The sequence below is a fragment of the Pseudomonas arabinosi genome, from assembly GCF_047758675.1.
In the GTDB taxonomy this organism is placed as follows: Bacteria; Pseudomonadota; Gammaproteobacteria; order Pseudomonadales; family Pseudomonadaceae; genus Aquipseudomonas; species Aquipseudomonas arabinosi.
On the sequence record NZ_CP180480.1, the window covers coordinates 5,001,950 to 5,021,195 of the forward strand.

Sequence of the window (19,246 nt, forward strand, 5' to 3'; positions counted from 1 at the left end):
TGAACAACCCGACGGTTGACAATGAACAATAGTGAACAACACTCTACGGATGCTTTTACTGCGGGAAATTCTGAATCGCGCTGCACATAACAAAAATAATAATGCTCAGAGATCGACTGCCATGGCCGCACCCGCCTTGCCGCTCTCCCACGACGCCATCATCCAGGACTCCTGGTCCCGTTGCCGCGCGTTCGGCCTCAATCATCAGAGCGCCCCGGCGTTCGATCAGTTGCCGGCCGAGGGCATTGCGCAATTGCTGGAGAGCCAGCACTCACTGGTGCAAACCACTCACCAGGAAGTCCTGCCGTATTACGAGAACATCCTCAGCAACTCCAACTGCCTGATCATGCTCGCCGACAATCAGGGCCAGGTGCTGACGTCCTGGGGCACCCAGCGTTTTATCGAGCCGAACTTGACCCGCGGTTTCAGCGCTGGCGCCAGCTGGATGGAGCGTTGCAGCGGCACCAATGCGATCGGCACCGCCCTGGCCTGCGAGCAGGCGGTGCACATCGAGCACGACGAACATTTCCTCAAGGCCAACCGTTTCATGACCGGTTCCGCCGCACCGATTTTCGATGCCGAACGCAAGGTCATCGCGGTGCTGGATGTGTCCAGCGACAGCTACCTGCCGCCGTCCCACACACTCGGCATGGTCAAGATGATGAGTCAGACCGTGGAAAACCGGCTGATCCTCAACCTGTTCCATGGCCAGCATTTCCAGCTGACCTTCAACACCGGACTGAACAACCTCGACAGCCAGTGGGCCGGGCTGCTGATCTTTGATGAAACCGGACAGGTGCTGTCCGCCAACCGCCGGGCCGACAATCTGCTGGGCATCAGCCTGTCGCGGGTCAGCGTCGAAAGTCTGTTCAAGGTTTCGCTGCTGGAGTTGTTGAACCAGCCGGACGGCTTGCCCTTCGCCTTGCAAACCTCAGGACGCAACCGCTTCCAGTGCCTGTTGAGGCGGCCGAAACAGGCAGTGATTCAGGCGCGAGTGTTTATTGAGCCCACGGTGGCGACACCGGCAGCGATCAGCCTCAATACCCTGCATTTCGGTGACAGCCGCGTGGAAAAAGCCGTGCGCCAGGCCGAGCGCTTGCTGGAAAAAGACATCCCGTTATTGATCCACGGCGAAACCGGGGTCGGCAAGGAAGTCTTCGTCAAAGCCCTGCATCAAGCCAGTTCCCGGAGCAAAAAGCCCTTCATTGCCGTCAACTGTGCAGCCATCCCCGCCGAACTGGTGGAGTCCGAGCTGTTTGGCTACGAGAAAGGCGCGTTCACCGGTGCCAACCAGAAAGGCAGCATCGGGCTGATCCGCAAGGCCGACAAAGGCACCCTGTTCCTTGATGAAATCGGCGATATGCCGTTGCCGACTCAGGCTCGACTGCTGCGAGTGTTGCAGGAGCGTTGCGTACAACCGGTGGGCAGCAGCGAGTTGTTCCCGGTGGATATCCGGATTATTTCGGCGACCAACCGCTCGTTGCGTGAACAGGTGCAGTTGGGGCGGTTTCGCGAGGATTTGTATTACCGGATTGGTGGCCTGACCCTGGAACTGCCGCCATTAAGAGAACGCAGTGATAAAGAGGCTTTGTTCAAACGTCTGTGGGAACAACACCGCGAGCCATCGCAGTGGGCCGGGTTGAGCCGCGAGGTGCTGGAGTTGTTCAGCCGTCATCCGTGGCCGGGGAATTTAAGGCAGGTCAGCAGCGTGATGCAGGTGGCGCTGGCCATGGCCGAGGAACAACCCGTGCGGCCGGAGCACTTGCCGGATGATTTTTTTGTGGATATGGAGATGGAGCCGGTGGATTTACCGGAGCCGTTGGCGGTGGATTTGAATGATGCCGAGGATTTGAATCGGCAGTTGCAGGCGGCGGGAGGGAATATTTCGCACTTGGCCCGACGGCTGGGAGTCAGCCGAAATACCCTTTACAAGCGGTTGCGCCAGACTGAATGACGAGTGAGCCGTACGGGTTGTGGTTGGCTCGCGATGGCGCCAGCCCTGTCACCACAGCACTTGCGCCCTGCGCATAAACAAAAACCCGCACAAGGCGGGTTTTGTTTGTAGCAAACGCAGCAATCAGTCAGCCAATCGCCAGGTCGTGCCGCCCTTCCCGTCTTCCAGCACCACGCCCATGGCGGTGAGCTGGTCGCGGATACGGTCGGATTCGGCCCAGTCTTTGCCCGCACGAGCCGCCAGACGCGCAGCAATCAACGCATCAACCTCAGCCGCATCAACCCGCCCTTCAGCACCGGCCTGCAGGAAGTCATCAGCTTCGAGCTGCAACACACCCAGCACACTCGCCAATTCCTTCAAGCGCGCTGCCAGACCTGCCGCCGCATTAAGATCGCTCTCACGCAGACGGTTGATCTCGCGAACCATCTCGAACAGCACCGCGCAGGCTTCCGGCGTACCGAAGTCGTCGTTCATCACCTGAGTGAAACGCTCGACAAAAGCTTCGCCGCCAGCAGGCGCCACGCTCGGCAGGCCTTTCAACGCATGGTAGAAACGCTCGAGTGCGCCTTTGGCGTCCTTGAGGTTGTCTTCCGAATAGTTGATCGCGCTGCGGTAGTGGCTCGACACCAGCAGGTAACGCACGACTTCCGGGTGGTACTTTTCCAGCACGTCGCGAATGGTGAAGAAGTTGTTCAAGGACTTGGACATCTTCTCGCCATTGATGCGAATCATGCCGCAATGCATCCACGCGTTGGCGTAGGTCTTGCCGGTGGCCGCTTCGCTCTGGGCGATTTCGTTTTCGTGGTGCGGGAACTCGAGGTCGCTGCCGCCGCCATGAATGTCGAACGTCTCGCCGAGGCAGCAGGTGGACATCACCGAGCACTCGATGTGCCAGCCCGGACGACCGTCGCCCCAAGGCGAAGGCCAGCTCGGCTCGCCCGGCTTGGCGCCCTTCCACAGCACGAAGTCCAGCGGGTCCTGCTTGGATTCGTCGACTTCGATCCGCGCACCGATGCGCAGGTCTTCGATTTTCTTGCGCGACAGCTTGCCGTAGCCCATGAACTTGGCGACGCGGTAATACACGTCGCCATTCCCCGGAGCGTAGGCGTAACCCTTGTCGATCAGGGTCTGGATCATGGTCTGCATGCCAGCGATGTGATCGGTGGCCCGCGGTTCCATGTCCGGCTTGAGGATATTGAGGCGCGCCTCGTCCTCGTGCATTGCGGTGATCATGCGCTCGGTCAGCACGTCGAACGGCTCGCCGTTCTCCTTGGCCCGATTGATGATCTTGTCCTCAATGTCGGTGATGTTGCGCACATAAGTCAGGTTATAACCGCTGAACCGCAACCAGCGGGTCACCAGGTCAAACGCGACCATGCTGCGGCCGTGGCCAATGTGGCAGTAGTCGTACACGGTCATCCCGCAGACATACATGCGCACATTATTGCCATCCAGCGGCTTGAAGACTTCTTTGCTCTTGGTGAGCGTGTTGTAGATCGTAAGCACTTTATGTTGCCTATTTATCAAGGCCGGTCAGGCCTGTAATCACTGGCCCCACGAATCACGCAAGGTCACGGTACGGTTGAACACCGGATGACCGGGCTTCGAGTCCTTGATATCCGCGCAGAAGTAACCTTCGCGCTCGAACTGGAAACGGTCTTCCGGCTGTGCATTGCCAAGCGAAGGCTCAGCACGACAACCGGTGAGGACTTGCAGCGAGTCAGGGTTGATGTTGTCCAGGAAACTGGCGCTGTCTTCGGCCTTCTCAGGGTTGGCCGAACGGAACAGGCGATCGTACAGACGCACTTCGCATTCGACGCTGGCAGCGGCCGGCACCCAGTGCACCACGCCTTTGACCTTGCGGCCTTCAGGGTTCTTGCCCAGGGTTTCCGGGTCATACGAGCAACGCAGTTCGACGATGTTGCCATCGGCGTCCTTGATCGCTTCGTCGGCGCGGATTACGTAGCTGCCACGCAGACGCACTTCGCCGTTGGGTTCCAGGCGCTTGTAGCCTTTTGGCGGCTCTTCCATGAAGTCATCGTGGTCGATGTAGATTTCACGGGCGAACGGCAGCTTGCGCACGCCCAGTTCTTCTTTCTGCGGATGACGCGGCAGTTCGAGGTTCTCGACCAGGTCTTCCGGGTAGTTGGTGATCACCACCTTCAACGGACGCAGCACGCACATGGCGCGCGGAGCGTTCTGGTCCAGATCCTGACGGATGCTGAACTCGAGCATGCCGAAATCGACGACGCCGTCAGAACGGTTGGTGCCGACCATGTCGCAGAAATTGCGGATCGACGCAGGCGTGTAGCCACGGCGGCGGAAACCCGACAGCGTGGACATGCGCGGATCGTCCCAGCCGAACACGTGCTTTTCATCGACCAGTTGCTTGAGCTTGCGCTTGCTGGTGATCGTGTAGTTCAGGTTCAGACGGCTGAATTCGTACTGACGCGGTTGCGCCGGCACGGGCAGGTTCTCGAGGAACCACTCGTACAGCGGACGATGGCTTTCGAACTCCAGGGTGCAGATCGAGTGGGTGATGCCTTCGATGGCGTCCGACTGACCGTGGGTGAAGTCGTAGTTCGGGTAGATGCACCACTTGTCACCGGTCTGGTGGTGGTGAGCGTGGCGGATGCGATACATGATCGGGTCGCGCAGGTTCATGTTCGGCGAGGCCATGTCGATCTTGGCCCGCAACACGCGTGCGCCGTCCTTGAATTCACCGGCCTTCATGCGGGCGAACCAGTCGAGGTTTTCTTCCACGGAGCGATCGCGGAACGGGCTGTTCTTGCCCGGCTCGGTCAGCGTGCCGCGATATTCCTTGGCCTGTTCAGGGCTCAGGTCATCGACGTAGGCCTTGCCGGCCTTGATCAGCTCAACGGCCCAATCGTGCAACTGGTCGAAATACTGCGAGGCGTAGCGCACTTCACCGGACCATTCGAAGCCCAGCCATTTGACGTCGCTTTCGATCGCGTCGATGTATTCCTGGTCTTCCTTGGCCGGGTTGGTGTCGTCGAAACGCAGGTGCGTGACGCCGCCAAATTCCTGGGCCAGGCCGAAGTTCACGCAAATCGACTTGGCGTGACCGATGTGCAGGTAGCCGTTCGGCTCAGGCGGGAAACGGGTGACGATCTGCGTGTGCTTACCCGAGTCCAGGTCCGCCTGGATGATCGGGCGCAGGAAATTGACCGGCACGGCAGGGCCGGTCTTGGAATTCGAGGTAGGGTCGACAGTGGGCTTGCTCATAGGATCCTTGAACGTACAAGTGCGCGGCCAGTTGGCCAAATCAAAGCGGCTGTTAAAACAAAGGGGCTTATCATAGCCGATGCCGTCAAGTCGCTGACAGCGCAGGGCAAAAAACGGCTGCATTTAATCGGATGCAAATGAAAAACAGCCTCGAAATTCGCGCTTGGCACGCTAAACTGCGCATCTTGGCCAAAATTGGCCGGACCGGTTGAGGGCTTCAATGCCCCGAAACCTACGAATTCCCAGAAAACGCTTTTTTTAAAAAGAGTCCCCGATCATGACCCAAGTCAAACTGACCACCAACCATGGCGACATCGTCCTGGAACTGAACGCTGAAAAGGCACCGCTGACCGTTGCCAACTTCATCGAGTACGTCAAAGCCGGTCACTACGAAAACACCGTTTTCCACCGCGTCATCGGTAACTTCATGATCCAGGGCGGCGGTTTCGAGCCAGGCATGAAAGAAAAGAAAGACAAGCGCCCAAGCATCCAGAACGAAGCCGACAACGGCCTGCCAAACGAGAAGTACACCGTTGCCATGGCGCGCACCATGGAGCCGCATTCGGCTTCCGCCCAGTTCTTCATCAACGTGGCTGACAACAGCTTCCTGAACCACAGCGCCAAGACCACTCAGGGCTGGGGCTACGCGGTATTCGCCAAAGTCGTTGCAGGCACCGACGTAGTGGACAAGATCAAAGGTGTTTCCACCACCATGAAGTCCGGCCACCAGGACGTTCCAGCAGAAGACGTGATCATCGAGAAAGCCGAGATCATTGAGTGATACTGCTGATTTCAGACTTGCATCTGGAAGAGGAGCGCCCGGACATCAGCCGGGCGTTTCTGGATTTGCTCGCCGGACGCGCCCGCTCGGCGAGTGCGTTGTACATCCTGGGCGACTTTTTCGAGGCGTGGATTGGCGACGATGCCATGACGCCGTTCCAGCGTTCCATCTGCCAGGCCCTGCGCGAACTCAGCGACAGCGGCACGGCCATTTTTCTGATGCACGGCAATCGCGACTTCATGCTCGGCCAGGCCTTCTGCAAACAGGCCGGCTGCACGTTGTTGAAAGACCCGAGTGTCGTTCAGTTTTACGGTGAGCCGGTGCTGTTGATGCACGGCGATAGCCTCTGCACCCGCGACGAAGCCTATATGAAGCTGCGTCGCTACCTGCGTAATCCGATCACCCTGTTCATCCTGCGCCACTTGCCCTTGGGCACCCGGCATAAACTGGCGCGCAAGCTGCGCAGTGAAAGCCGTGCGCAGACGCGGATGAAGGCCAATGACATTGTGGATGTCACGCCGGAAGAAGTGCCGCGGATCATGCAGGCCCATGGCGTGAAGACCTTGATCCATGGACATACCCATCGCCCGGCCATCCACAAGTTGCAGATTGGCGAGCAGGCCTCCAAGCGGATTGTGTTGGGGGATTGGGATCGTCAGGGGTGGGCGTTGCAGGTAGATGAGAACGGGTTTGCGTTGGCGCCGTTCGACTTCGCCCCGCCGCCACAGCTGGCTTTGCCAAACGGCTGAGAGCCACCCCTCACCCCAGCCCTCTCCCCAAAGGGGAGAGGGGGCAAGGGGGCAGATCTTCATGGGTTTCAAAACCTGAGTTCGACTCGGGCTTCCAGGTCGATGTAACTCAAAAGAACAACTCGGTCAGTCCCCTCGCCCCTCTGGGGAGAGGGTGAGGGTGAGGGGTCGATCCTGAGCCTTACCCTTAATGACCGGAGGCAGCCGGCCCCGCCTTCGCCGCAAACGGCGGTTTCGCCAGCCACACCAGCACAATCAAGCCCATGAATGCCCACCCCAGCAACGTGAAGTAATCCACGGTCGACAGCATGTACGCCTGACTGGTCAGCACATGATCCAGTTGCGCATACGCTGGATTGCTCGCCCCGCCCAGGCTGTTCAACGCCTCACGGGTAGCCGGTTCATAGGTGCTGATGCTTTCGCTCATATAGGCGTGGTGCTGATCCGCCCGGCGTATCCAGATCCAGGTCGTCAGCGAGGCCGCAAAGCTACCGCCCAACGTCCGCAGGAACGTCGCCAGGCCCGCGCCGTCGGCGATCTGGCTCGGTGGCAGGTCCGACATCAGAATGCTCAAGGTCGGCATGAAGAACAGCGCCACGCCAATCCCCATGAACAGCTGCACCAGGGCGATGTGCTGGAAGTCCACTTCGTTGGTAAACCCGGCACGCATGAAGCAACTCAGGCCAATCGCCAGGAACGCCAGGCCGGCCAGCAGCCGCAGGTCGAATTTATGTGCGTACTTGCCGACAAACGGCGACATCAACACCGGCAGAATCCCGATCGGCGCCACCGCCAGCCCCGCCCACGTCGCCGTGTAACCCATCTGGGTTTGCAGCCATTGCGGCAGAATCAGGTTTATGCCGAAGAACCCGGCATAACCCAACACCAGCACAATCGTGCCGATGCGAAAGTTGCGGTAAGCGAACAGCCGCAGGTTGACCACCGGGTGTTTGTCGGTCATTTCCCAGATCACGAACACCGCCAGCGCTATCACTGAAATGGCCGCGCCGATGAGGATGAAGTTCGACTCGAACCAATCCAGGTCGTTGCCCTTGTCCAGAATCACCTGCAACGCGCCGACGCCAATGATCAGTGTGATCAAACCGACGTAATCCATCGGCTGGTAGCTGGTTTCCACCGGCCGCGCCTTGAGTTGCTGGCGCACCACCATCACCGCGAAAACACCGATCGGCACGTTGATAAAGAAGATCCACGGCCAGCTATAGCTGTCGGTAATCCAGCCGCCGAGGATGGGACCGGCAATCGGCGCCACCACCGTGACCATCGCCAGCAACGCCAGGGCCATGCCGCGCCTGGCGGGCGGATAGACGGCAATCAGCAGCGTTTGAGTCATCGGGTACAACGGACCTGCCACCAGGCCTTGAAGCACCCGAAAGCCAATCAGCTCCGGCATCGAGGTCGAGATACCGCACAGAAACGAAGCCAGCACGAACAGGATCGTCGCCCAGAGAAACAGCTTCACCTCGCCAAAACGCCGGCTGAGCCAACCGGTCAGCGGCAGCGCGATGGCGTTGCTCACGGCGAACGAGGTAATCACCCACGTGCCCTGCTCCGAACTCACGCCCAGGTTGCCGGAAATCGTCGGCAGCGCCACGTTGGCGATGGTGGTGTCGAGCACTTGCATGAAGGTCGCCAGCGACAGGCCGATGGTGCTGAGCAACAGGCTGGGCGGCGTAAAAGAGGCGTTATTGCTCATCGCGAATCCTTTGAAACTGGGCTGTCGCGACACCTTTTAACGGGCGTCGCTGAGGGATTGGCGAATCAGCGTTGAACGGTTTTGCTGACCGCCGCGCTGTTGTCGTGGATCAACTGAGTGATCATCGCGTCGGCCTCGGCCAACTGACGGTCATAGACGTTGGTGCTGAACGAGGCCTTTTGCGGCGGTTGTTGCGCCAGCACCGGGCCGCTCTGGTCGCGCAGGTTCACATCGACCTGAGTCGACAGGCCGACCCGCAACGGGTGCTTGGCCAGCTCTTCGGCGTTGATGTGAATCCGCACCGGCACCCGCTGGACGATCTTGATCCAGTTACCGGTGGCGTTCTGCGCCGGCAGCAGGGCAAATGCGCTGCCGGTACCAGCGCCGAGGCTGTCGATGGTGCCGCTGAACTTCACGTCGCTGCCGTACAGGTCGGCTTCGATGTCCACTGGCTGACCGATGCGCATGTCACGCAGCTGGGTTTCCTTGAAGTTGGCGTCGATCCACAACTGATCCAGCGGAATGACCGCCATCAATGCGGTGCCCGGCTGGACGCGTTGGCCCAGTTGTACGGAGCGCTTGGCCACGTAACCGGTGACCGGCGCGATCAAGGTGCTGCGGGAGTTGTTCAAGTAAGCCTGACGCAATTGCGCGGCAGCGGACATCACGTCCGGGTGCGACGACACCACGGTGTCATCGACCAGCGCACTGGTGGTTTTCAATTGCTGCTTGGCGTTAGCCAAGGCGTTTTGCGCCGAGGTCAGGTCGTCTCGAGCGTGGGACAGTTCTTCCTGGGAAATCGCGCCGCCAGCGGCGAGATTTTTCCGGCGATTGAAGTTGTCCTGAGCCTTTTGCACTTCAGCCTGTTGCGCGTTGACTTGGGCTTTCATGCCGTCGACGTTGCTGTACAAACCGCGAACCTGACGCACGGTGCGGGCCAGATTGGCCTGGGCACTTTGCAGGCCGACTTCGGCGTCGTTCGGGTCGAAGTTGATCAGCACCTGACCTTCGTGAACCAGGTCGCCATCGTCGGCACCGATGCTGACCACCGTGCCGGTGACCAACGGAGTGATTTCCACCACGTTGCCGTTCACATAGGCATCGTCGGTGCTTTCGTTCCAGCGCCCGTAGAATTCGTGATAACCCCAGACGCCGATACCGGCGAGGATCACCACGATCGCGAGCACTACCAGCATGACTTTGCGTTTACGCGAATTGCTGGTGTCTTGTGCGTTGTCAGGGGTTGGTGTTGTTTCGGCAGTGGCCATGACAAATACCTTGAATTAGTTGTGCTGCGTGGCTGGGGTTGCGTTGGCTGCGGTCAGGGTTTCGCCCTGGAAGCCGCCGCCCAGCGCCTGCATCAGTTGGATCGACAGGTCGATCTGCTCGGCATTCAGGTTGGCCAGCTGACGCTGGGCCTGGAGCAATTGCTGCTCGATGCTGAGCACGTCCAGGTAATTCCCGATGCCGGAACCGTACCGCTGGACCACGGTGTTGTAAGAATCCTGGGCAATGTCGGTGGCGCGCTGCTGAGCGCCGAGCTGCCGACCGATATCGCGCAACTGGTTGATGGTGTCGCTGACATCACCCAGGGCTTTCACCAGGCTTTTGTTGTACTGCGCCACGGCGAGGTCGTAATCGGCGTCGCGGGAATCGAGGTCGGCCCGCAGGCGGCCACCGTCGAAAATCGGCACCGAGATCGTCGGCGCGATGCTGAAGAAACGACTGGCCGAACCGAACATCGCATCGCCCAGCAACGACTCGGCACCGGCCGCGGCGCTCAGGTTGAGGTTGGGGTAGAAACGGGTTTTGCCGGCGTCGATGTTCTTGCTCGCCGCCTCGACCCGCCAACGCGCGGCCACCAGGTCTGGACGACGACCGAGCAGCTCGGCCGGCAGCACCGAGGGCAACGCGACGGCGCTGGCCTGAAGGATTTTCGGCCGGGCGATTTCGTTGCCGCGATCCGGGCCTTTACCGAGCAAGACGGCCAAGGCGATTTTCGCGCTTTGCAGGCGTTTCTCGGCGTCGATCAGGCTGGCTTCGGACGTGGCTTCCAGACTCTCGGTTTGCTGGAACTGGTATTGACTGTCGATCCCCGAGCTCAGGCGGCGCTGGCTCAGGTCGAGCATTTGTTTGGTGCGTTTGAGGTCTTCCTGCGCCAGGTCGTGAACGATATGCGCCTGCCCCAGATCGCTATAAGCGCGGGCAACGTCGGCGGATAACGTCAGTTGCGCCGCTTGCTGATCGACTTCGGCGGCACGGGCCTGGCCCAGCGCAGCTTCCCAGGCATCACGCTGACCGCCCCAGAGGTCGAAGTTGTAATTGAAACTGGCGCTGATGTTGCGCACGGTGGAGTACGCATCGCCCTCGCCCCTCGGGTCCTGATCCCGGGCCAGACGCGAACGGCTGACGCCAGCGCTGGCATCGAGGGTTGGCATGCGAGCGGCGTCGGCGGCATAAGCGGCGGCGCTGGCCTGGTGGGCGCGGGCGTCGGCGATTTGCATGTCGGGGCTGTCGTGCAGGGCTTCGCGGATCAAGCCGTCGAGCTGTGGGTCGCCGAGGCTTTTCCACCAGTCGCTTTTTGGCCAGGCCGCAGGCGACAGGGTCACGCCGCTAAGGGATTGCCCGGCCTTGAGGGTTTTCGCATCCAGGCTTTTGCCTTCGGTGGTCAGGCCGCTGTAGCTGGCGCAACCGGCCAGGGTCATGGCCGCCAGCACCAGGCTCAGGCCGGTCCGCAGGGTTTTACTGCTCATTTGTCACCTACCCGCAGCAGGGTGATCGAGTCACCGGCTGCCACCAAAATTTTCTTCAGGATCTGTTCGAGGGTCTGCAACTCCTCTGGGGTGATCGCGCCGGCCAGTTCATTCATGGCATCGGCGCCGATCTCCGGCAGGCGGTCAGTCAACTGCTGCCCTTGTTCGGTCAGCACCAGTTGAACCTGACGACGATCCGCTTCGGAGCGTTGGCGGGCGAGGAAGCCTTTCTGTTCCAGACGGTCGAGCATGCGGGTCATCGATCCACTGTCCAGCGACAGGTGACGGCACAGCTCGGCCGGGGTATCGACGCCGAACTGGGCCATGATGATCAGCACTTTGAACTGCGCGGCGGTGATGCCGTGGGGTTCCATGTGCGTGTCGATGACCCGGTCCTTGAGCAGCGCAGCACGCCCGAGCAGGAGGCCGAGATGGCAAGTGTGGAATGCGTCTGGGGTGAAATGTTTCATCTGACCACCAATTAGCTGCCTAGGCAGAGAATGTATGTCGAGATGTTACTGCCTAGGCAGCGAATGTCAACGCAATAGTTAGGTTGCTTGCTATTTAGTTGATAAATGGCAGCCGTCAGACCGCTATCGCGAGCAGGCTCGCTCCCACAGGTTCGGTGTGATCCCTGTGGGAGCGAGCCCGTTCGCGATAGCGGCAACTCGGTGTGGAGAAAGGACGCGGGTCTAGAAATCCCGCTTGTAGAAGATGTCCAGCGAACTGGCCACGCCGCCCGCTGCTTCGAGATAGACCTTCTTGCTCAGCTTGTAACGCAAGGCAATGGTGTTGGCCGGCTCGAACACGCCAACGCCATAACGCAGGCTGAGCTTCTCGGAGATGTTGCCGCTAGCTACTACGCTGGTTGCATTGCCGCTGCCCTCGGTGTCGAGTTGGAAGTCCTGAATCCCCAGGTTCTTGGCCAATCCGCCGGTCACCCCCGAACTGCCCATCAAGCCCAACCCGAGCGCCGCTTGGGCGAGCATATTGTTGTCCTCACCGTTGGTGCTCAGCGGACGCCCCAGCACCAGATAGGACAACGCCTGTTCCTGGCTCATGGCCGGCTCGGAGAAGATCTGTGTGGTCGGCTGCTCGGCGCTGCCGCTCAGGCGAATGCCGGCGATCACGTCGTCGGTCTGGCGAATCGCTTCGATGTCCAGATACGGCTGGTCAATGGGACCTGCAAACAGCAAACGCGCCCGGCGCACGGTCAATCGCTGACCATAGGCACGGTATCGCCCATCGTTGAGCCAGAGCTCGCCGCGGGTGTCCATGTTGTCGCCGATGTGCACATGACCTTGCAGGTTGGCGGTCAGGCCAAACCCGGCGAAGCTGAGTTTGTCCTGACCGACCACCACATCGATGTCCATCGCCATGGCCATCGGGGGTTTGCCCTCTTCGGTCTGCTGACCGACGATCACCGTGTCATCGGACACCTTGACCGTCGATGGCGGCAACTCGCGCACGGTGATCTCGCCTTTCGGCACCAGCACTTTGCCGGTGATCGCCAGTTTGTCGTCCTTCACCGAAATCTTCAGGTCCGGCGCCACTTCCAGCTTGGCGTACGGCTCGACGGTGACGGGCAATTGCGTGCCTTTGAGCGCCAGATCAACCACCAATGCGTGACCCCAGGCGATGTTGCCGCTCAAGGTGCCGTGCCCGGTCTTGCCGCTTTTCCAGCCGCCGTTCAATTGCACGGTTTCGCCAGCGATCACGGCTTGAAGTTGCAGCGCTTCAAGGTCCATCGGCAGTTCAGGCCCGGAAATCTCGCCGTCGCTGAGCAGCAGATTGCCGTTGACCTGCGGCGCCAGCAGCGTACCTGCGAGCGTGCCGCTGCCATTCAAGCGTCCGGTCAGTTTCTCGACCATCGGCACAAACGGCCGCGCCACCGACAGGTCCAGTCCATTCAAACGGAATGAGCCAGTCAGTGGCTTGTCCTTCGGCAACGGATTGATCTGCGCCTGGAGCATAAGTTCACCGAGCTTGCCGCCAACGAAGTTAAGGTCAGTGTCGATGCGCTTGGGCGTGAGTTTGCTGTTGAGTTTCAGGGTCTGGTACGGGAAGTCCAGCCACTGGTCCTTCTCCTTGATGCGCAACGTGCCGCCGCTGGCATCGACGCTGATCTGGCCATTCGGGCCGCTGGCCGGCAGGTCCAGTTGCAGGTCGGCGTTGAGCCGGCCTTTCCAGGCGAAATCCTTGGGCAACCACTGCGCGAGGCTGTCGATCGGGAACTGTTTGAGGTGATAACGCAGCTTCGGCTCAGGCATCAGGCGCTGATCCTCACCGCACAGGCTGGCCGGGCCGGATGCCCAGCAGTGGGCGCCAAAATTGATCTTGCCGTCCGCCAGCCGTTCAAGCTTTGCCGGACCTTGCAGCTTCCAGTCCTGCCCCCCGGCCTGGATATCGCCGCTGGCAAGCCGCCCACGCCAATTGCCTTGGTCCAGATTGCCGTCGAGGCCAAGCGCGAGCTTCAGCTTCGGCCCTTGCAGGTCGAGGGTGAGTTTCTGGTTTTTGATGTCGCCCTGGCCGCTGGCGGTCAGCGTCCCCAGTGACGTCTCACCGGCCTGAATGCCACTGCCCTTGAGGTCGATTTTCGCGCGCTGCGCGCTGTCGAGAGTGGCGTCCAGATTCAGGCTTTGCAGGCGATTGTCTTCGAAGGCCAGTTGCGTGCCCTGCAGCCCGAGTTTGCCTTGCGGGGCCTTGAGCGTCCCGGCGACATCGACGCGACCATTGAGCTGACCGCGCAGTTGCGGCCACAACTGGGCCAGGCGAGGCAGCTTGATATCGATCTGGCCGGCGAGTTTCTGTTGCAGACTGCCCTTGCCGTTGATGCTGTTGTCACCGAGGCGAATCTGCAGCGCGCTGAGGTTCCATTGCTCACCACCGCCATCGGCTTTGGCTTGCAGAACGGCCGGTTGTCCGCGCAGTTTGCCCTTCAAATCCAGGTCGGCGGTCAGGCTTAGTTTTTCATTCTTCATCTCGCCCTTGCTGCGCAACGGTCCGGCCAGGATGCCCGGCAACTCCGCGACCCAGTACGCCGGGTTGATCGCCGACAGGTCCAGCGCGGTGTCCCAGGCAATGCCATCGGCAAATTGCAGGTTCAGGTGCCCTTCGGCCTTGCCCTGCCCGGCTTCGAGTTGAATTTGTTGCAGGTAGATTTTCGTCAGGTCGCCGCTGAACGGGCTGACCAGACTGAACGCCCCGGCCGGGCCGTCGAGTGCGGCTTTGAAGCTGCCCAGGTATTTACCGTCGGTGTAGGAGACTTCACCGTTGAAGCTGCGCAACGCCACTTCGGGCTCGTCGATCAGTGGATAAAGGCTGTGCCACGGGAAATCCAGCCAGTCGATTTTGGCATCGGCGCTCAGGCCTTTGCTCCAGTCGAGGTTGCCGGTGAGCTTCAGGCTTTGCTTGTCGTTGGCCGTGAGGTCCAGCCCGGCGATCTGAGCGCCGTTGGCGTCGACCTTGCCTTGCAGCAACAACGCAACCGGGCCTTTTTCGCCAGGCAACGTGGCTTTGCCGAGTAACTGGTAACCGTTTTTCAGGTCGCCGTCGCCGGTGAGTTCCAGTTGGTTGAGCTGCAGGGTGTCCGGCAGATCGGCGCCGGGCTTGAAGCCGTCAGCGGTGATCCGCACCTTGGCCGGCAGGTTTTCCACCAGCGGTTGCAGTTCGCCGATCAATTGCCCGTTGAGGTAACCGCTGCTGTCGGCTTTCAGGTTCAGGGTTTTCAGCAGATCGCCGTCAACCTTCAGGGCCAGCGTCCAAGGCCCGGTGCCGGGGGCTGGCAGGGTCAGTTTGCCTTCGGCCTTGAGCGGCCAGTTGCCGCTGGGTTGCAGCAGGCCTGAAAGATTCAGGCTCAGGTCATCCCTTTGCAAATGAACAGAGTCGATCTGCAAACCGTTGGCCGTCCAGTGCGCCGCCAGTTGCAGGCCCTTGAGTTCTTCGCTGCCGTTGAACATCAGGCTGCCGACCTGGACATCGCCCAGCTCGATGGCCAAGGGCAGTTTCAGATCCGGGAGACTGATCGGCCCGCTGCTTTCTTCTTCCGTGCCGGGAGGAAATTGCAGGCTGACCTGATCGGCTTTCAATTGCTCGATGCACAGGGTCATGCGCGTCAGGCACAACGGCGACCAGGCGAAAATCACCTTGTTCAGCTCCACCCGACTGCTGTCCTGCTGCCACAGCACATGGTCGGCACTCCACTGCCCGCCCAAACGGCCCTGGAAATTCTCGACGGTCAAACCCGGCACAAACCCCAGCGCCCAGCGACTGCCCGTTGCCGTGCCCAACACTGTGGCCACGGTCAGGACGACCAGCATCAGCAGCGCCAGAATCGCCAGCAGCGTTACTTTCAAACCACGCTTCACAGCTCAGGCCCCATGGAAAAGTGCAATCGAATGCCGCCGTCGTCGTCCATCGCATGGGCCAGGTCCAGGCGTATCGGCCCCACCGGCGAAACCCAGCGCACACCGATGCCGACGCCGGTCTTGAGGTTTGGCAGTTCGAGGGTATTGAAAGAGTTGCCCTGATCGATGAACGTCGCGACCCGCCATTTTTCGGCGATGGAGTACTGATACTCGACACTGCCGGCGACCATGTAACGACCACCGATGCGTTCGCCCTCGGAGTTTTCCGGGGATAGGCTCTGGTAGTCGTAGCCACGCACGCTCTGATCGCCACCGGCGAAGAAGCGCAGCGACGGCGGTACCGATTTGTAGCCGTTGGTGGCGCTGCCGCCGACCTGCACCCGACCGAGGAAGCGGTGTTTGTCGAAGACCGTGGTCAAGCCTTTCACCAACGCAGTGCCGTAAAGCAGGTTGGTGTCGGAGCCCAAGCCTTCCTTGGCTACTTTGGTCTCGAATTCGAGGCGATAACCGTTGTGTGGGTCGATGCGGTTATCACTTTTAAGGTAGGAATAGCTGACGCCGGGCATCAGCAATGTGCTGAGCCCTGAGTCGTCGCCGAGCCTGTATTCCTCGCGCTGCCACTTGAGCGACACCACTCGCTGCCAACCGCTGGGCAGCTTGCTGTGCCACTCGGGGCCGACGGTCAGCAGTTTGCTGAGGGAGTCCTTGTCGGCGATTTCTTCATTCTGATAACCACCGGCGAAGCGAAGCTTGTCAGTCAGCGGTGGGTCCAGGGGAATGTCGTAGAACACACCGACGTTCTGCCGAGGTGCCGAAACTTCGGTCTCCCAGCCATAGCTGTGTCCCTGAGGGTTGACCCAGTGCCGGGTCCAGTTGGCCTTGACCCGTGGGCCGACGTCGGTGGAATAACCCAGCCCCAGACCCATGGTTCGTGGTTTGCGGGTTTCGAGTTTGACGTCCACCGGGATCACGTCGTTCTTGGACGCCGTCGGCGCCGCATCCACCCGCACGCTTTCGAAATAGCCGCTCGCTTGCATGGCCTGATTGAGTTCGGCGATCAGTTCGGAGTCATAAGGCGCGCCCGCCTTGAATGGAACCATGCGTTGCAGCAGGTCTTCGTCGAACGGCGTGTCACCTTCGAAACTGACCTTACCCAATGAATAACGCGGGCCGCTGTTGTAGATCAGTTCGATGTCGGCGACGCCGGCTCGCGGGTCGACCAACAATTTCTGGCTGCTGAAATAACCACTGAAAAAGCCATATCGCGAAGCCTGATTCTGAATCAGGCGTTTGGCGTCTTCGTAATGGCCATGATTGAGCACTGCGCCGGTTTTCAGCGCATCACTTTTGGGTACACGAAAGGACTTGAGGGTGGCGGCCGGGCCGTCGATGCGAATAGTGACGTTGCGCAAATGCACCGGCTCGCCGGGATCGATGTTCAGCACCAGGCGCGGCGTCTTGCCGCCCTTCACATCCGAGTCGATCTGCGGCTGGTAATAACCCAAGGCCTGGGCGGCCTTGCGCGTCTGTTCTTCGGCGCCGCGACTGAAGCGCAGCAAAGCTTCTTCGTCTCGATCGCCGAGGCTGCCGATATAGCCCTCTATATTGGCTTTCAGTTCATCGTTGGACGGTTTGATCCGCACATCCAATTCACTTTGCGCCAGGGCCGCGCAGCTGGTAATCAGCATCAGCACGCCGCTGGTCATTCTTCCTGGAAAATTCATAGGCGCGGATGCTATCACGAGCTTGGGAGCGTGATAGAGCCTGGCGTGGCGTGAAAGTTCGACGTTTATCCCGTTGCTGTTTGTAACACCTGCGGATTGGCGTGAAAAAACACGTGCTCGCGAATCGGTCCTACGGCGACCTCACCGATTTCCTCATAGCCCTGACGCTTATAGAATTCCAGATAACGAGGATTCCCGGTATCGAGAATTACGCCCTCGGAGTGCTCATCCACCGCGCACCAGTTGTGCACCGCTTGCAGCAATTGTTCGCCGAAGTGTTTGCCCTGAAATTGCGGATGAACCCCCAGCAATGGCAGCAGGTGCACCGAGTCGGACGGCACGCAAGCCATCACGGCATCGTGATACTCGAGATAGCGTCGGGTGCAACGAAACCCGGTGCTGAGCACCATGCGCAGACGCCAGGCCCAACTCTCTGTGATGCCCAGGCGACGTTGCGGCGGCGCGATCAGGGCGATGCCGATCAACCGGTCGTTGACCAGCAGGCCGATGGCCGGCAAGTCCTGAAGAAAATGTTGTTTGACCAGTTCGCGCACGGTGGCACGGACCCGCTGTTCATAACCGGGACGCTCCGCTTCGAACAGGTAGCCGAACGTCGGCTCATGCCGGTAAGCCTGGTACAACAGCGAACGTGCTTCGCGGGAATAGCCGCTGTCGAGCATGTGAATATCGGCGATGACGGTCGAGGTTTCGGGCATAACGGTATTTCTCCCCGGGACAGCTCAAATGGCTGTGCTCTTGTTGTTACGAGCCTATAGGAGCTGACACAGTTCCTTACTGATTGAAATCAGTGGTGGCTGTGATGCCGCCTTCGCGAGCAGGTCGAATCGTCGCACCGTCGCTCCCACCAGTTATAGACCAGACTCCTGACCTGTGGGAGCGAGCTTGTTCCGGGCGACGTTCCGACGATGGCGTCCTTATTGTCGACACAAGACCTACCGCCAAACACGAATCCCCTCACCCCACACTGGCCCCATTCCTACATGTCAGCTAGCATCGCCCTTTTGCCAGGACTGCCGACCATGAAGATCGTCTCCTTCAACATCAACGGGCTGCGCGCTCGCCCGCATCAGCTGGCAGCGCTGATCGAAAAGCATCAGCCAGACGTTATCGGCTTGCAGGAAACCAAGGTTCACGACGACCAATTCCCACTGGCCGAGGTTCAGGCGCTGGGTTATCACGTGTATTTCCACGGTCAAAAAGGCCATTACGGCGTGGCCCTGCTCTCGCGTCAGGAACCTATCGCGCTGCACAAAGGTTTCGCCACCGATGAAGAAGACGCTCAGCGCCGCTTCATCTGGGGCTCGTTCGCCGACGCCAATGGCGTGCCTGTGACCATCATGAACGGCTATTTCCCACAGGGCGAAAGCCGTGATCACCCGACCAAGTTCCCGGCCAAGGAACGCTTTTACAGCGATCTGCAACAATTGCTGGAAAGCCAGTTCAGCAACGATCAGCCGGTGGTAGTCATGGGCGACGTGAACATTTCCCCGGAAGACTGCGACATCGGTATCGGCCCGGACAACATGAAACGCTGGTTGAAAACCGGAAAATGCAGCTTCTTGCCAGAAGAGCGCGAGTGGATGGCCCGCTTGAAGAACTGGGGCCTGGTGGACAGCTTCCGTCACTTGAACCCGGAGGTGGCCGACCGTTTCAGCTGGTTCGACTACCGTAGCCGCGGTTTTGAGGATGAGCCCAAGCGTGGGCTGCGGATTGACTTGATCATGGCGTCCCACGGATTGTTGCCACGCGTGAAGGATGCGGGTGTGGATTACGAACTGCGCGGGATGGAAAAACCATCGGATCACGCGCCGATCTGGCTTGAACTGAGCTGACCCTTCCCTTTCAACGGCAATCAAACTGTGGGAGCGGGCTTGCTCGCGAAGGCGGTGTGTCAGTCGACATCAATGTTGAATGACAATCCGCCTTCGCGAGCA

The 19,246-nt window shown here is 60.0% G+C and carries 13 protein-coding genes; 4 read left to right on the forward strand and 9 right to left on the reverse strand.

What is annotated here, in order from left to right:
• Positions 1–121 precede the first annotated feature (121 nt).
• The gene (locus tag ACMXYJ_RS23340) at positions 122–1,954 is read left to right on the forward strand and encodes a sigma-54-dependent Fis family transcriptional regulator (RefSeq protein ID WP_415757107.1); all 1,833 of its coding nucleotides are present in this window, start codon (positions 122–124) and stop codon (positions 1,952–1,954) included.
• A gap of 123 nt (positions 1,955–2,077) precedes the next feature.
• Here the strand turns inward: ACMXYJ_RS23340 and cysS are convergent, their stop codons facing one another.
• Complete coding sequence (gene cysS, locus ACMXYJ_RS23345; RefSeq protein WP_008146072.1) at positions 2,078–3,460, reverse strand: cysteine--tRNA ligase; 1,383 nt, start codon at positions 3,458–3,460, stop codon at positions 2,078–2,080.
• A 39-nt stretch (positions 3,461–3,499) separates the two neighbouring features.
• Entirely contained in the window at positions 3,500–5,200 is a 1,701-nt protein-coding gene (locus tag ACMXYJ_RS23350) for a glutamine--tRNA ligase/YqeY domain fusion protein (RefSeq protein ID WP_415757108.1), read from the reverse strand.
• Between the two features lie 277 nt (positions 5,201–5,477).
• Between ACMXYJ_RS23350 and ACMXYJ_RS23355 the strand changes: the two genes are divergently transcribed.
• Positions 5,478–5,981: a peptidylprolyl isomerase gene (locus ACMXYJ_RS23355; protein WP_128869400.1), complete on the forward strand. Its 504-nt coding sequence runs from the start codon at positions 5,478–5,480 to the stop codon at positions 5,979–5,981.
• Positions 5,978–6,730 carry a UDP-2,3-diacylglucosamine diphosphatase gene (lpxH, locus tag ACMXYJ_RS23360; RefSeq protein ID WP_415757109.1) on the forward strand — a complete coding sequence of 251 codons (753 nt, stop codon included), beginning with the start codon at positions 5,978–5,980 and terminating at the stop codon, positions 6,728–6,730. The genes ACMXYJ_RS23355 and lpxH overlap by 4 nt, the downstream gene beginning before the upstream one ends.
• Before the next feature lie 187 nt (positions 6,731–6,917).
• Here the strand turns inward: lpxH and ACMXYJ_RS23365 are convergent, their stop codons facing one another.
• The 7 genes from ACMXYJ_RS23365 to ACMXYJ_RS23395 all read right to left on the reverse strand — a co-directional run bounded on the left by ACMXYJ_RS23365 (position 6,918) and on the right by ACMXYJ_RS23395 (position 18,007).
• Positions 6,918–8,447, reverse strand: coding sequence for a DHA2 family efflux MFS transporter permease subunit (locus tag ACMXYJ_RS23365; RefSeq protein ID WP_095128971.1), 1,530 nt, complete (start codon positions 8,445–8,447; stop codon positions 6,918–6,920).
• 65 nt (positions 8,448–8,512) lie between these two features.
• Complete coding sequence (locus tag ACMXYJ_RS23370; protein ID WP_415757110.1) at positions 8,513–9,715, reverse strand: efflux RND transporter periplasmic adaptor subunit; 1,203 nt, start codon at positions 9,713–9,715, stop codon at positions 8,513–8,515.
• A 15-nt stretch (positions 9,716–9,730) separates the two neighbouring features.
• Positions 9,731–11,200, reverse strand: a complete 1,470-nt coding sequence (locus ACMXYJ_RS23375; RefSeq protein WP_415757111.1) for an efflux transporter outer membrane subunit — start codon at positions 11,198–11,200, stop codon at positions 9,731–9,733.
• On the reverse strand, positions 11,197–11,670 hold the full coding sequence (locus ACMXYJ_RS23380; RefSeq protein ID WP_415757112.1) for a MarR family winged helix-turn-helix transcriptional regulator: 474 nt from the start codon (positions 11,668–11,670) through the stop codon (positions 11,197–11,199). Before ACMXYJ_RS23380 ends, ACMXYJ_RS23375 begins: the two co-directional genes overlap by 4 nt.
• 222 nt (positions 11,671–11,892) lie before the next feature.
• Positions 11,893–15,567 (reverse strand): translocation/assembly module TamB domain-containing protein, encoded by a 3,675-nt coding sequence (locus tag ACMXYJ_RS23385; RefSeq protein ID WP_415757113.1) that lies wholly within the window; start codon positions 15,565–15,567, stop codon positions 11,893–11,895.
• Positions 15,564–17,291 carry an autotransporter assembly complex protein TamA gene (locus ACMXYJ_RS23390; protein WP_415757114.1) on the reverse strand — a complete coding sequence of 576 codons (1,728 nt, stop codon included), beginning with the start codon at positions 17,289–17,291 and terminating at the stop codon, positions 15,564–15,566. Before ACMXYJ_RS23390 ends, ACMXYJ_RS23385 begins: the two co-directional genes overlap by 4 nt.
• Positions 17,292–17,356: 65 nt before the next feature.
• Complete coding sequence (locus tag ACMXYJ_RS23395) at positions 17,357–18,007, reverse strand: GNAT family N-acetyltransferase (protein ID WP_218535816.1); 651 nt, start codon at positions 18,005–18,007, stop codon at positions 17,357–17,359.
• A gap of 324 nt (positions 18,008–18,331) precedes the next feature.
• Here ACMXYJ_RS23395 and xthA point away from each other — a divergent pair, with 324 nt between their 5' ends.
• Positions 18,332–19,144 (forward strand): exodeoxyribonuclease III, encoded by an 813-nt coding sequence (gene xthA / locus ACMXYJ_RS23400; RefSeq protein WP_415757115.1) that lies wholly within the window; start codon positions 18,332–18,334, stop codon positions 19,142–19,144.
• Positions 19,145–19,246 lie beyond the last annotated feature (102 nt).